The organism is Paraburkholderia sp. GAS32 (genome assembly GCF_050434225.1).
GTDB lineage: Bacteria > Pseudomonadota > Gammaproteobacteria > Burkholderiales > Burkholderiaceae > Paraburkholderia > Paraburkholderia madseniana.
In genome coordinates, this window is record NZ_JBNPVS010000005.1 from 267197 (window position 1) to 280345 (window position 13149).

General features: G+C 60.3%; 10 protein-coding genes and 2 tRNA genes. 9 read left to right on the top strand and 3 right to left on the bottom strand.

Features of this window, described 5'->3' with window-relative positions; all coding sequences use genetic code 11:
• Window positions 1–33: 33 nt before the first annotated feature.
• Entirely contained in the window at window positions 34–1179 is a 1146-nt protein-coding gene (locus tag P3T25_RS08755; protein WP_171925723.1) for a glycerate kinase, read from the bottom strand.
• 566 nt (window positions 1180–1745) lie between these two features.
• Here P3T25_RS08755 and tig point away from each other — a divergent pair.
• From tig to P3T25_RS08795, 8 genes are all read left to right on the top strand, one after another.
• Window positions 1746–3092, top strand: a complete 1347-nt coding sequence (tig, locus tag P3T25_RS08760; RefSeq protein WP_054039527.1) for a trigger factor — start codon at window positions 1746–1748, stop codon at window positions 3090–3092.
• A 206-nt stretch (window positions 3093–3298) separates the two neighbouring features.
• Complete coding sequence (gene clpP, locus P3T25_RS08765; RefSeq protein ID WP_007182010.1) at window positions 3299–3952, top strand: ATP-dependent Clp endopeptidase proteolytic subunit ClpP; 654 nt, start codon at window positions 3299–3301, stop codon at window positions 3950–3952.
• A 197-nt stretch (window positions 3953–4149) separates the two neighbouring features.
• Window positions 4150–5421: an ATP-dependent Clp protease ATP-binding subunit ClpX gene (gene clpX, locus P3T25_RS08770; protein ID WP_007182009.1), complete on the top strand. Its 1272-nt coding sequence runs from the start codon at window positions 4150–4152 to the stop codon at window positions 5419–5421.
• A 202-nt stretch (window positions 5422–5623) separates the two neighbouring features.
• The gene (gene lon, locus P3T25_RS08775) at window positions 5624–8050 is read left to right on the top strand and encodes an endopeptidase La (protein ID WP_429357901.1); all 2427 of its coding nucleotides are present in this window, start codon (window positions 5624–5626) and stop codon (window positions 8048–8050) included.
• A gap of 252 nt (window positions 8051–8302) precedes the next feature.
• The gene (locus P3T25_RS08780) at window positions 8303–8665 is read left to right on the top strand and encodes an HU family DNA-binding protein (RefSeq protein WP_266257862.1); all 363 of its coding nucleotides are present in this window, start codon (window positions 8303–8305) and stop codon (window positions 8663–8665) included.
• Window positions 8666–8809: 144 nt separating this feature from the next.
• Window positions 8810–8885 (top strand) — tRNA-Val (locus P3T25_RS08785).
• Between the two features lie 46 nt (window positions 8886–8931).
• Window positions 8932–9008: transfer RNA gene (locus tag P3T25_RS08790), tRNA-Asp, on the top strand.
• Between the two features lie 87 nt (window positions 9009–9095).
• Window positions 9096–11033 (top strand): SurA N-terminal domain-containing protein, encoded by a 1938-nt coding sequence (locus P3T25_RS08795; RefSeq protein WP_429357902.1) that lies wholly within the window; start codon window positions 9096–9098, stop codon window positions 11031–11033.
• A 136-nt stretch (window positions 11034–11169) separates the two neighbouring features.
• Here P3T25_RS08795 and P3T25_RS08800 read toward each other — a convergent pair whose 3' ends face one another.
• Together P3T25_RS08800 and P3T25_RS08805 are read right to left on the bottom strand one after the other, a co-directional pair.
• Window positions 11170–11511, bottom strand: coding sequence for a hypothetical protein (locus P3T25_RS08800; RefSeq protein ID WP_168435613.1), 342 nt, complete (start codon window positions 11509–11511; stop codon window positions 11170–11172).
• A 116-nt stretch (window positions 11512–11627) separates the two neighbouring features.
• Window positions 11628–12323, bottom strand: a complete 696-nt coding sequence (locus tag P3T25_RS08805) for an arylesterase (RefSeq protein ID WP_154559237.1) — start codon at window positions 12321–12323, stop codon at window positions 11628–11630.
• Between P3T25_RS08805 and P3T25_RS08810 the strand changes: the two genes are divergently transcribed.
• Entirely contained in the window at window positions 12322–13008 is a 687-nt protein-coding gene (locus P3T25_RS08810) for an ABC transporter ATP-binding protein (protein WP_154559238.1), read from the top strand. The genes P3T25_RS08805 and P3T25_RS08810 overlap by 2 nt on opposite strands.
• Window positions 13009–13149: the final 141 nt, after the last annotated feature.

The window sequence follows — 13149 nt, forward strand, 5'->3', positions numbered from 1 at the left end:
GCGCTGTGATTGTTGCCGCAACCGTTCCGTCGGTCAACGCGCGCCGTATTTCAGGCGCGTCAACTGTTCGGCCGCGTCCGCCAGCAAACGCGCCGCGTCGCGAATCGCAACCTCGAGCGTGATCGGCCCCGGAGCCGGAGAGAAGCAGCCACTGAAGTATTCGGCGAGGCGCGGTAGCGCCGCGGAGTCGACCGCGCCGGAGAGCAGCGTCGCCGGTACGCCCGCGGCCTGCGCATGACGGCAAGCAATGAACGGCGCCTTGCCGTGCAGCGTTTGCACGTCCGAGCGGCCTTCGCCGGTGATCAGCCAGTTCGCGCCCTCAAGCGCTGCGTCCAGGCCGATCTGGCGCGCGACGGTTTCCGCGCCCGGCTCGAACTGCGCACCGAGCATGTGCAGCGCAAAGCCGAGGCCACCGGCCGCACCCGCGCCGGGTTGGTCGCGTGCCGAGCGCCCTAGCGCGGCCTCGAGCAGATCGGCGAAGCGGGCGAGGGCGGCGTCGATCGGGGCAACCTGTTCCGGCTTCACACCCTTTTGCGGACCGAACACCGCAGTTGCGCCGTGATCGCCGGTCAGGGGATTATCCACGTCCGACATGCCGACGAATTGTGTGTCCGCGAGGCGCGCATCAAGTTGCGACACGTCGAGGCGCGCCACGCGCGCGAGTTGTTCAGGTGTAGCGTCGAGTTCCTTGTCTTGCGCGTCGAAAAGTTTCAGCCCGAGGCCGGCCAGCAAGCCGGCGCCACCGTCGTTCGTGCTGCTGCCGCCGAGCGCGACGAAAAAGCGCCGCACGCCTGCATCGAGCAGCGCGCGAATCGCTTCGCCCATACCGCGCGTGCTGCGCGCCTCGACCGGTAGGCCCATGCCGACCGGATCGGTAATGCCGACGATTTCCGCCGTTTCGATGATCGCGCTGCCATCCGCAAGCAGGCCGGTGAGTGCTTCACGCACCGGACCGGCCGCGCCGCGCACGCTCAGCTTGCGGCGTTCGCCGCCGCTCGTGAGCATGGCGTCGAGCGTGCCTTCCCCGCCGTCGGCCATCGGACAGATGCGCACGCTGGCGTCCGGCCGGGCGCGCTGGATGCCGGACGCAATCGCCTGTGCGACCTGTTCCGCGCTGAGCGAACCTTTGAAGGAATCGGGAGCAATGACGACGACAGGCGAGGACGGCAAATTCGGCATGATGTCTCTGAATGGTTGGAGTCGTTGCGAGGGCGGGTGAATTGAACAGATGCGGGCGCAGCCCCGAGCGCGTCCGTAAGCTTATCAGCATGGGCGCGCCGACTGAATATGTCGAATGGCATAGCCGGGATTGTCCGTGAAGGGGCGTGCGGGATCCATCCGTGCGAACGCGGGCGGCAGGCGCGACGCTATCGGTCGCGCAGGCGCTTCCGGAGGAAGCGTGGAAGGCGAAAGGGATCGTCAAGCCGCCGCAAGCGGGCTGAAAACTGATAGTGGGTGGGCGTGAAGCAGGCAGCGAACAGCCACCAGACAACCCGCAAACAGATGAAAAACAGCGCGGAAAGCGGCCCGAACACCGATAAAAGCGCGCGCAATCATCGAATCCCGGCTAAGCGCGCAAATAGTTTGCTAAAATATTCGGCTCTTTGGACCCAACCGTGCTGCCGGCGGCCTGCAAGCCCGCGGCGCAGGCGCGCAATCGATGCTGAGCGACTTGAACGCGGCATCGAAAAGCGGCACGGAGAAGATAACTGATTCGCTCGAATAATTTTAGGACGATTGAAGCCATGGCTAACGTTGTTGAAAACCTCGGCAAGCTCGAACGCCGCGTAACGATTTCCCTGCCGAAGGACGCCGTGCAGAAGGAAGTGGACTCGCGTATCCGCCAACTGGCAAAGAACGTGCGCATGCCGGGTTTCCGCCCGGGCAAGGTGCCGCTCAAGATGGTGACGCAACAGTATTCGGGCCAGGTTGAAGCTGAAGTGCTGAGCGACAAGGTCGGCAAGGAATTTTTCGATATCAGCCGCGCCGAAAACCTGCGCGTTGCCGGTCAGCCGAGCTTCGCGCCGAAGGCCGACGCTGCTGAAGGCGATTACGCGTTCGACGCGACGTTCGAGGTGTATCCGGAAGTGAAGCTGGGCGACGTCGCCACGGCCGAAATCGAACGCACCACGACCACCATCAGCGAAGCGGAAATCGACCGCACGCTGGACATCCTGCGCAAGCAGCGCGTGCACTTCCACGCTCGTGGCGAAGCCGGCGAGCATGGCGACGGCGGCGCGGACACGGCGGCTAAAGACGGCGACCGCGTGACGGTCGACTTCGTCGGCAAGATCGACGGTGAAGTGTTCCAGGGCGGCAGCGCTGAAGACTTCGCATTCGTGCTGGGCGAAGGCCGCATGCTGCCGGAATTCGAAAAGGCAGCGCTGGGCCTCGCGGTCGGCGCATCGAAGGAATTCGACCTGGCTTTCCCGGCTGACTATCACGGCAAGGATGTCGCCGGTAAGACCGCGCAATTCACGATCACGATGAAGAAGATCGAGTGGCCGCATCTGCCGGAAATCGACGCTGAATTCGCAAAGTCGCTCGGTATCGAAGACGGCGATCTGGTCAAGATGCGCGCTGAGATCAAAGACAATCTCGAACGCGAAGCGAAGCGCCGCACGCAAGCCATCGTCAAGAATCAGGTGATGGACGCGTTGCTGAAGATTTCGGAACTCGACGTGCCGAGCGCCTTGATCGCACAAGATCAGGAGCGCCTCGTCGGCATGGCCCGTCAGGACCTCGAGCAACGTGGCGTGCCGAACGCCGCTGACGCACCGATCCCGGCTGAAATGTTCAAGGAACAGGCTGAGCGTCGCGTCAAGCTGGGCCTCGTGCTGGCCGAGCTGGTCAAGGCCAACGAACTGCAAGCCAAGCCGGAGCAGATTCGTGCCGAAGTCGACGAATTCGCGAAAAGCTACGAAGACCCGAAGGAAGTCGTCCGCTGGTATTATTCCAATCAGCAACGTCTTGCAGAAATGGAAGCGTACGTCGTTGAAGCCAACGTCGTCGATTTCGTCCTCAGCAAGGCCAAGGTGACGGACAAGGAAGTAAGCTTCGAAGAACTGGCAAGCGCAACGGCGCAAGCGTAAGCGTCGCTGCAACGGCGTGCCGGCTGTCGGAGCGACGGCCCGCACGCCGTTTTTTTGTGCTGTGAAAGTACGGTGCGTTTTGCATGGCGCGTTTCACACTGCGTCGCACGCCGCGCTCGCACTGATCGCGCACTTGAATACGGGCTCGTCGGCCACACCTGTCTAGCATCTAATATTTAGAATATTTCCAGACAAGGATCCATTGCATGACCTTTCGCGCCCAAATGCTGGACACGTTGACCTCCCAGTCGTCCCGGGATCTCGAAGCGCAGGCGCTCGGACTGGTGCCGATCGTCGTGGAAACGAGCGGCCGGGGCGAGCGCTCGTATGACATCTATTCGCGTCTGCTGAAGGAACGCATCGTGTTCCTGGTCGGCGAAGTGAACGACCAGACGGCCAACCTCGTCGTCGCGCAGATGTTGTTCCTTGAAAGTGAAAACCCGGACAAGGACATCAGCTTCTACATCAACAGCCCGGGCGGTTCGGTTTCGGCCGGGATGGCGATCTACGACACGATGCAGTTCATCAAGCCGGACGTGTCGACGCTGTGCATGGGTCTCGCGGCCAGTATGGGCGCGTTCCTGCTGGCGGCGGGCGCGAAGGGCAAGCGCTTTGCGCTGCCGAATTCACGTGTGATGATTCACCAGCCGCTGGGCGGGGCGCGCGGCCAGGCGTCGGACATAGAAATCCAGGCGCGTGAAATCCTGTACCTGAAGGAACGTCTGAATCATCTGCTCGCGCACCACACCGGCCAGCCGGTCGAGCGTATTGCACGCGACACCGACCGCGACAATTTCATGTCCGGCGATGACGCGCAAGCTTACGGTCTGGTTGACCAGGTGGCGCACAAGCGTCCTTGAAGTGTCCTTGAAACGCCGGTGCGGTCTTGCCCCAAAACGGGGCGAGGCCGTCGTCGGATCGGTTGTGAAATAATCAAGACTCGTCCGAGTGCCTGCGGCAAACGCCGTCACCTTGGCTCAAGCCCTGCCGCGCCCAAACTGCGAGGCCGGGGCAAACGGCGTATCATGTAATCGAGTGTCCGGAGGCTCACACATCTATGGCGGACAAGAAAGGTTCTAACAGCGAAAAGCTGTTGTATTGCTCGTTCTGTGGCAAGAGCCAGCATGAAGTCAAAAAACTGATTGCCGGCCCGTCGGTGTTCATCTGTGATGAATGTATCGACCTGTGCAACGAAATCATCCGCGATGAGGCTGCAGGTGCGGGCATCGAGGCGGGCTTGTCCAAGTCCGATCTGCCGAGTCCGCAGGAAATCCGTGAAATCCTCGACCAGTACGTGATCGGTCAGGAACGCGCGAAGAAGATTCTCGCGGTCGCGGTGTACAACCACTACAAGCGCCTCAAGCACCTCGACAAGAAGGATGAGATCGAGCTGTCCAAGAGCAACATTCTGCTGATCGGCCCGACCGGTTCCGGCAAGACCTTGCTCGCGCAGACGCTCGCACGCCTTCTGAACGTCCCGTTCGTCATTGCCGATGCAACGACGCTGACGGAAGCCGGCTACGTCGGCGAAGACGTCGAGAACATCATTCAGAAGCTGCTGCAGAATTGCAATTACGAAGTCGACAAGGCCCAGCGCGGCATTGTCTACATCGACGAAATCGACAAGATCAGCCGCAAGTCCGACAACCCGTCGATCACCCGCGATGTGTCGGGCGAAGGCGTGCAACAGGCTTTGCTGAAACTGGTTGAAGGCACGATGGCGTCGGTGCCGCCGCAAGGTGGCCGTAAGCATCCGAATCAGGACTTCATCCAGGTCGACACCACCAATATTCTGTTCATTTGCGGTGGCGCATTCGACGGCCTCGAGAAAGTCATCGTCGACCGTACCGAGAAAACCGGTATCGGCTTCGGCGCAAGCGTGAAGAGCAAGCAGGACCGCGATGCCGGCGAAGTGCTGCGCGAAGTGGAGCCGGAAGATCTGATCAAGTTCGGCCTGATTCCTGAACTGATCGGCCGTCTGCCGGTGGTGGCTACGCTCGGCAAACTCGACGAAGTCGCGTTGATGAAGATCCTCGTCGAACCGAAGAATGCTCTGGTGAAGCAATACCACAAGCTGTTCAATATGGAACGCGTCGAGCTCGAAATTCGCCCGGCTGCGTTGCAGGCTGTCGCACGTAAAGCGATCCGTCGCAAGACGGGCGCTCGCGGCCTGCGCTCCATCCTGGAACAGGCGTTGCTTGATGTCATGTACGACCTGCCGCAGATGAAAGGTGTTAGCAAGGTCATCATCGACGACAACGTGATTGACGGCGACGGTAAACCCCTACTGATCTACGAAGACGCGCCCAAAGTGGCGGGTTCGAACTGATCGGCTTTCGGGTTCTGCAAAAAAAGCCGTTCATGGCAACGTGAACGGCTTTTTTCGTTTATCGTGTGGTCAGGATGGTTGTTTTCACTATGGAGTCACTGAACCTTCGGAGTCACTGAACTTTTCCCACACGCGGAGGCTTGCAATCTTTTCTGCTGGCCTCACCTATCGAACGAACTGATTCCACTCATGGGGAAATGAAATGTCAGGAACCCAACTCCTTCCGCCGGAACGCATTACGCTCCCGCTGCTCCCGCTGCGTGACGTAGTCGTCTTCCCGCACATGGTGATTCCGCTCTTCGTAGGCCGCCCGAAGTCGATCAAGGCTCTTGAAGCAGCGATGGAAGGCGGCAAGCACATCATGCTCGTCGCCCAGAAAACGGCTGCGAAAGATGAGCCGACCGAAAAGGACATGTACGAAGTAGGGTGTATCGCCAACATCCTGCAAATGCTGAAGCTGCCCGATGGCACCGTTAAGGTGCTCGTCGAGGGCTTGCAGCGCGCGAAAACGCTTTCCATCGAAGAACAGGAAACGCAGTTCTCGTGCGAAGTCATGCCGCTCGAACCCGACCACGCCGACAGCGCTGAAACTGAAGCGCTGCGCCGCGCGATCGTGTCGCAGTTCGACCAATATGTAAAGCTGAACAAGAAGATCCCGCCGGAGATCCTGACGTCGCTGTCGGGCATCGACGAGGCTGGCCGGCTGGCCGACACGATCGCGGCGCATCTGCCGCTCAAGCTCGACCAGAAGCAGCACATCCTCGAAATGTTCCCGGTCATCGAGCGCCTCGAGCATCTGCTCGCGCAACTCGAAGCCGAGATCGACATCCTGCAGGTCGAAAAGCGCATCCGTGGGCGTGTGAAGCGCCAGATGGAGAAGAGCCAGCGCGAGTACTACCTGAACGAACAGGTCAAGGCGATCCAGAAGGAACTGGGCGAAGGCGAAGAAGGTGCGGATCTCGAGGAACTCGAGAAGCGCATCACGGCCGCGCGCATGCCGAAGGAAGCCAAGAAGAAGGCCGACGCCGAGCTGAAGAAGCTCAAGCTGATGTCGCCGATGTCGGCTGAAGCGACCGTCGTGCGTAACTACATCGATACGCTGATCGGCTTGCCGTGGCGCAAGAAGAGCAAGGTCAACAACGACCTCTCGAATGCGGAACGCGTGCTCGACGAAGACCACTTCGGTCTCGAGAAAGTGAAGGAACGCATTCTCGAGTATCTCGCGGTCCAGCAACGTGTCGACAAGGTGAAAGCGCCGATCCTGTGCCTCGTTGGGCCTCCGGGTGTCGGTAAGACGTCGCTGGGTCAGTCGATCGCTCGCGCTACGAACCGCAAGTTCGTGCGTATGGCGCTCGGCGGCGTGCGCGACGAAGCCGAGATTCGCGGTCACCGTCGTACGTACATCGGTTCGATGCCCGGCAAGATTCTGCAAAGCCTGACCAAGGTCGGCGTGCGCAATCCGCTCTTCCTGCTCGACGAAGTCGACAAGATGGGCCAGGATTTCCGTGGCGATCCGTCCTCGGCTCTGCTGGAAGTGCTTGATCCGGAACAGAACCATACGTTCGCCGATCACTATGTCGAAGTCGACTTCGATCTGTCGGACGTGATGTTCGTGGCAACGTCGAACTCGTTGAACATTCCGCCGCCGCTGCTCGACCGGATGGAAGTGATCCGTCTGTCGGGTTATACGGAAGACGAGAAGGTCAGCATCGCGCAACGTTATCTCTTGCCCAAGCAGAAGAAGAACAACGGCCTCAAGGATGGCGAGGTCGATGTGACGGAAACCGCGATCCGCGACATTATTCGTTACTACACGCGTGAAGCGGGCGTGCGTTCGCTCGAGCGTGAAATTTCGAAGATCTGCCGCAAGGTCGTGAAGATGCTTCTGCTGAAGAAGGCGGAAGGCGCGGTGACGGTCGACGGCAGCAATATCGACACCTTCCTCGGCGTGCGCAAGTACGACTTCGGTCTGGCCGCGAAGGAAAATCAGGTTGGCCAGGTCACGGGTCTTGCGTGGACGGAAGTGGGCGGCGATCTGCTGACCATCGAAGCCGCGGTGATGCCGGGTAAGGGCAATGTGATTCGCACGGGTTCGCTCGGCGACGTGATGAAGGAATCAGTCGAAGCTGCGCGCTCGGTGGTCCGCTCGCGTTCGCGCCGTCTGGGTATCAAGGATGAAGCGTTCGAGAAGCAGGATATTCACATTCACGTGCCGGAAGGCGCGACGCCGAAGGACGGTCCTTCGGCCGGTATCGCGATGACGACCGCGCTGGTGTCGGTGTTGACCGGTATTCCGGTTCGTGCCGATGTCGCGATGACGGGCGAAATCACGTTGCGTGGCGAAGTCCTGCCGATCGGCGGCCTGAAGGAAAAATTGCTGGCAGCGCATCGCGGCGGTATCAAGCTGGTGCTGGTTCCGGAAGAAAACGTCAAGGACTTGACGGAGATTCCGGACAACGTGAAGAACGCCATCGAAATCATGCCGGTCCGTTGGATCGACAGGGTGCTCGAACTGGCGCTCGAACGTGTGCCGCAGGCGTTGCCGGACGAAGAGCCCAAGCCTGCTGCGCCTGTCGCGGCGGCTGAGCCGGGCAAAGACGCCAGTGCAACGGAAGTCGTGAAACACTAAGCTAGTCGGCGACGAAAGCTGTTTGCTGTATAAAAACCCGCGGCCTCGGTCGCGGGTTTTTTATTGCCTGCGAGATGCCGGAAGTTACGTCTGGAACGCACGTAATCCCACCTTTTGAGTAAAGGACGCTTTCAGCCGCTGACTGGTTGTGCGCGCATCCATCTATAGCAAGATTCGGTGACAGAGGGCGCCCTCCAGAACCGCTTAAATCAGGCTCAACCCCGCTTGACACAAGGGTTTCGGCCAATTCTAATGAGTCGGCCCGGCGTTACCCGCCGGTCGCGTGATGCCAGGCGCTACAGAGCGCCGTCACGATTGCCACAAACATTCTCGGGGGTTGGAATGAATAAAACGGAATTGATCGATCACATTGCGCAGCAAGCCGATATTTCGAAGGCCGCGGCAGGCCGTGCACTCGACGCGGTGATCGGTGGGGTCAAAGGTACGTTGAAGAAAGGTGGTTCGGTGACGCTGGTGGGTTTCGGTACCTTTGCCGTGGGCAAGCGTACCGCGCGTACGGGCCGCAATCCGCGCACCGGCGCCGCCATCAAGATCAAGGCAGCGAAGGTCCCTAAATTTAGGCCTGGCAAAGCTCTGAAGGATGCGCTAAACTAATGGGCTTGCTGCTTGAGGAATTGCAGGTTCGTTAGAAAGAAGTGCGACGAATTCTGTGTGACTAGTGTGACTTTGCGTCGCACTAGTTGATGCGCAAGTTGATCAATCAGGCAGCAAAAGCAGGAGCACGCTGAATCGCGAAACGGGTGCTTAGCTCAGTTGGTAGAGCGGCGCCCTTACAAGGCGTAGGTCGGGAGTTCGAGCCTCTCAGCACCCACCAGTTTCAGATTCGGCTCAGTGGTTCTGTTTAGTGCAGTGCAGTATAAGGAGTGGTAGTTCAGTCGGTTAGAATACCGGCCTGTCACGCCGGGGGTCGCGGGTTCGAGTCCCGTCCACTCCGCCAGTATCCACGAAAGGCGAACTCCGGTTCGCCTTTTTTATTGCCCGCTGTTGTAAGATCGGGCGTTCTGTTTTTGGCACTCCTTCACGCATGCTCGATTTTTTCCGCAATCACAAACGCCTGATGATGTTCATGCTCATCCTCGTCATTGTGCCGGGGTTGGGTTTTGTGGGTATCCAAGGCTTCCGCGGCTTCTTTGACGAAAGTGCAAACGTCGCCAGCGTCAACGGCCACAAGATTACTCGCGCAGAGTATGACAACGCGATGCGTCAGCAGCTTGACCGCGCCCGTCAAATGCTCGGTGCGCAGTTCGACATGAAGTCGTTCGATACACCTGCGCGCCGTAGCGAAATGCTCGACGGTCTGATCGAGCAGCGCGTGCTGGCTGACGAAACACAGCGCCTGCATCTGACCGCGTCTGACGACGCCGTGCGCCGTGTGCTGCTGAACGATCCGGTGATCTCGTCGCTGAAGAATCCTGACGGCTCGATCGACGTCGACCGCTACAAGCAGTTGCTCGCGATGCAAGGCATGACGCCCGATCAATACGACGAACGTGTGCGTTACAGCATTGCTACGCAGCAGTTGCCGGCAAGCATTCAAGGCAGCGCCTTCACGTCGAAGACTCTCGCACAGCATCTCACCGAGCTCGCCGAACAGCAGCGCGAAGTGCAGGGTATTGCGTTCCATCCGCGCGACTATGCAGCGAAGGTGCAGCCCACGGATGCGCAACTGCAGGCCTATTACGATGCGCATCGCAACGATTTCGCCACGCCCGCCACGGCAACGATCCAGTACCTTGTGATGTCGACGGCAACGTTGTCTGCTGCCGTGCAGCCGAGCGACGCTGATCTGAAAAAGTACTACGACGACAACGTCGCGCATTACCGCACGGACGGCCAGGTGCGCGCGAGCCACATCCTGATCGCCGCGCCGAAAGATGCAAGCGCGGCTGACAGGGCCAAGGCAAAGCAGAAGGCCGACGAGGTGCTCGCACAGGTCAAGGCACATCCGGACCAGTTCGCGCAGATCGCGCAGCAGAATTCGCAGGATCCGGGTTCGGCGTCGAAGGGCGGTGATCTGGGTTACTTCGGTCGCGGCATGATCGCTGGCGGCCAGGCGTTCGACGACGCCGTGTTCGGTCTCAAGAAAGACGAAGTTAGCGGCATCGTGCAGACCGACTTCGGCTATCACATCGTCAAGGTCACGGACGTGAAGCCAGCCGTCACCAAGCCGTTCGACGAAGTGAAAGATCAGATCGCGAAAGACCTGAAAACGCAACTGGCCAGCAAGGCATTCGGCGACGACTCGGAAGGCTTCACGTCAATCGTTTACGAGAAGGCGAAGAGCCTGCAGCCCGCCGTTGACAAGTACAAGCTGCAATTGCAAACGGCCACCGTCACGCCGCAGCCGGATCCGAAGCTGCCGCCTGACAGCCCGCTGAAAAACGCGAAGTTCCTGGCTGCCGTGTTCGCGAGCGATGCGGTCACTGCGCGTAACAACACGCAAGCGATCGACGTTGGCGGTAACACGCTGATCGCGGCGCACGTGACCGATTACAAGGCTGCAGCCGTGCCGGCGCTCGACGCGGTCAAGGACGCAGTGCGTCAGAAAGTGATCGCGGTTCAGTCGAACGAGGCCGCTCACAAGGAAGGTATCGCGAAGCTGGCGGAGTTCGACAAGTCGAAGGCCACAACGGGCTTCTCGTCGCCGCTGAAGGTTTCGCGCAACGACGCACAAGGCGTGCCGCCGGTTGCATTGAGTGCAATCTACAAAGCAGACGCGCAAAAGTTACCTGCGTACGTCGGTGTGGACCTCGGCGATGACGGCTATGCGATCTATCGCGTGAACGCGGTCGTTGCAAGCGCCCCGATCGATCCGCAGCGTCTGGCTGCTGCGCAGCAGCAGATTGCGCAAGTCGATGCGCAATCCGACGCCGAGGCTTACGTCGAGGCGCTGCGTACCCGTTCGAAGGTGAAGTTCTACGGCTCGCTCGACAGCAGCAATGCGCAGGCGAGCGGCGAATAAGCACTCGCGCGAGCGCGCAAACAGGTAAAGCGCGCAGCTACAAAAATGCCCCGCAATTGCGGGGCATTTTTATTTGACGAGTGCAAGCGCGTCAAACGTTCTGCTTGGGAGCGCGGCTTGTTATGCCGTCAGCCGCCTAGAGGCAAGCGCTGATCGAACTGGTGGCATCGCTGCCCGCAGCGCCATTGGCGCGGAAGCCGACCCATGAACCCGGGCCGGTGTAGGAGGGCCGCACGACGGCTGCTGCGCCGTTAGGCGGCTGCTGACCCGGCATATAGACATCCATTGCCTGGTCGTTAGCCATGATGTCTTGCGACACGACTTGCTGTTGCGAGCTATCGGCCCACTTGTGCGCGATGCACGTAGCGACGGCCTTCGGCGGCTGCTGGCTTTGGCCCACGGATTGGACGCCGACAGGCGGTTGAGCGGCGGATGCAGAAATTGCCACGGTCAAAGCGATTAACGGTAAATATTTCACGTTATCTCCTCAGAAGTCGCTCAGAATCGAGCCGGGTTGCGCGGGATTACGAAAGTCGGAGCGATCTTGCCGATCCGCGCTCCCCAATTACCGGAAACAAGTTGTTAGCGAGCTTTTCAGTGCGGCGAACTTGCGCGAAGGAGTGGCTTGATAGCCGGCCACACGTTGTTGAGTAGCACCGGCTGTGCCTGCTGCGTGGGATGGATCTGATCCGCCTGAAACATCTCCGGTTTGTCGGCGATGCCGGCCAGCAGGAAGGGCACCAACGGCACGCGCAATTGCTTCGAGAGTTCGCCGTACAGGCCGTGGAACTTTTGCGTGTAGTCGGGGCCGTAATTGGGTGGTACATACATGCCGACCAGCACGACCTTCGCGTGGCCTTGTTGAGCCTGCTCGATGATCGTGCGCAGGTTGTCTTCGGTTGTGGCGAGCGGCACGCCGCGCAATGCATCGTTGGCGCCGAGCTCGACGATCACGATACTCGGCTTGAGCCGTTGCAGGAGCGCCGGCAGGCGGGCCCGGCCACCGCTCGTGGTGTCGCCGCTGATGCTCGCATTGGCGACGCTATAATCGATTCGCTCATCGGTGAGGCGCTGGCGCATCAAGGCAACCCAGCCAGTGTCGCGGGGCAAGCCGTATTCGGCGGAGATGCTGTCGCCGAGCACGACGATCACCGGCTTGGCCTGTTCGGGCGGGTTGGCCGCATGGGCTGGGAAGGGCAATGAAAACAGGGTTGCGGCCAGCACGGCCGGGCCGAATGCAGTAGTCAGCGCCGTCGCTACGGCGCGCACTTTCAACCTACGCTTCACCATGCTAAACAAAACTGATCCAGTCATTGAAGTGCGGGGTTTGTGCAAGAAGGTTAAGGATGCAACAGGCGAACTGACGATTCTCGAGGACATCGATCTTGCTATCGATGCCGGCAGCAGTGTGGCGATCGTCGGTGCATCCGGGTCGGGCAAGTCTACGCTGCTCGGCTTGCTCGCAGGATTGGACAGTGCGAGCTCGGGCTCGGTTCGGCTGCTCGGCCGCGAACTCACCGAACTGGACGAAGACGAGCGCGCTGCGTTGCGCAGCGGTTCGGTCGGTTTCGTGTTCCAGTCGTTTCAACTGATGCCGCATTTGACGGCGCTCGAAAACGTCACCCTTCCGCTCGAACTGCAAGGCGGCATCGGTACGCGCGAGGCCGCGGCGCGTGCGCGCGGATTGCTGGAGCAGGTGGGGCTCGCCAAGCGCACCGGGCACTATCCGAAGCTGCTGTCGGGCGGCGAACAGCAACGGGTCGCGCTCGCGCGGGCCTTTGTCACCCATCCGGCGATCCTGTTCGCCGACGAGCCGACCGGCAGTCTCGATGCCGCCACCGGTCACGCGGTGATCGATTTGATGTTCGAGATGAACCGCGCGAACGGCGCCACGTTGATCCTCGTCACGCACGACATCGAGCTGGCGCGCCGCTGCGATACGACGGTGACCATCGAAGCGGGACGTCTGGCCTGAGAAGCGTGCCAGCCGCGCGTCACTCGTTCGTACAAAGCAAAGCGGGCCACAGGGGCCCGCTTTGCTTTTCATCTCTGCAACTTGATAACGCAACGCCGCTAACCACGCGCGCGTGAGCAATCAGCGCATGCGGCACGGGCA

Coding starts and splice junctions, on each gene's coding strand:
- P3T25_RS08755 (WP_171925723.1), bottom strand. CDS start 1,179: ATGCCGAATTTGCCGTCCTCGCCTGTCGTCGTCATTGCTCCCGATTCC.
- tig (WP_054039527.1), top strand. CDS start 1,746: ATGGCTAACGTTGTTGAAAACCTCGGCAAGCTCGAACGCCGCGTAACG.
- clpP (WP_007182010.1), top strand. CDS start 3,299: ATGACCTTTCGCGCCCAAATGCTGGACACGTTGACCTCCCAGTCGTCC.
- clpX (WP_007182009.1), top strand. CDS start 4,150: ATGGCGGACAAGAAAGGTTCTAACAGCGAAAAGCTGTTGTATTGCTCG.
- lon (WP_429357901.1), top strand. CDS start 5,624: ATGTCAGGAACCCAACTCCTTCCGCCGGAACGCATTACGCTCCCGCTG.
- P3T25_RS08780 (WP_266257862.1), top strand. CDS start 8,303: ATGAGTCGGCCCGGCGTTACCCGCCGGTCGCGTGATGCCAGGCGCTAC.
- P3T25_RS08795 (WP_429357902.1), top strand. CDS start 9,096: ATGCTCGATTTTTTCCGCAATCACAAACGCCTGATGATGTTCATGCTC.
- P3T25_RS08810 (WP_154559238.1), top strand. CDS start 12,322: ATGCTAAACAAAACTGATCCAGTCATTGAAGTGCGGGGTTTGTGCAAG.
- P3T25_RS08805 (WP_154559237.1), bottom strand. CDS start 12,323: ATGGTGAAGCGTAGGTTGAAAGTGCGCGCCGTAGCGACGGCGCTGACT.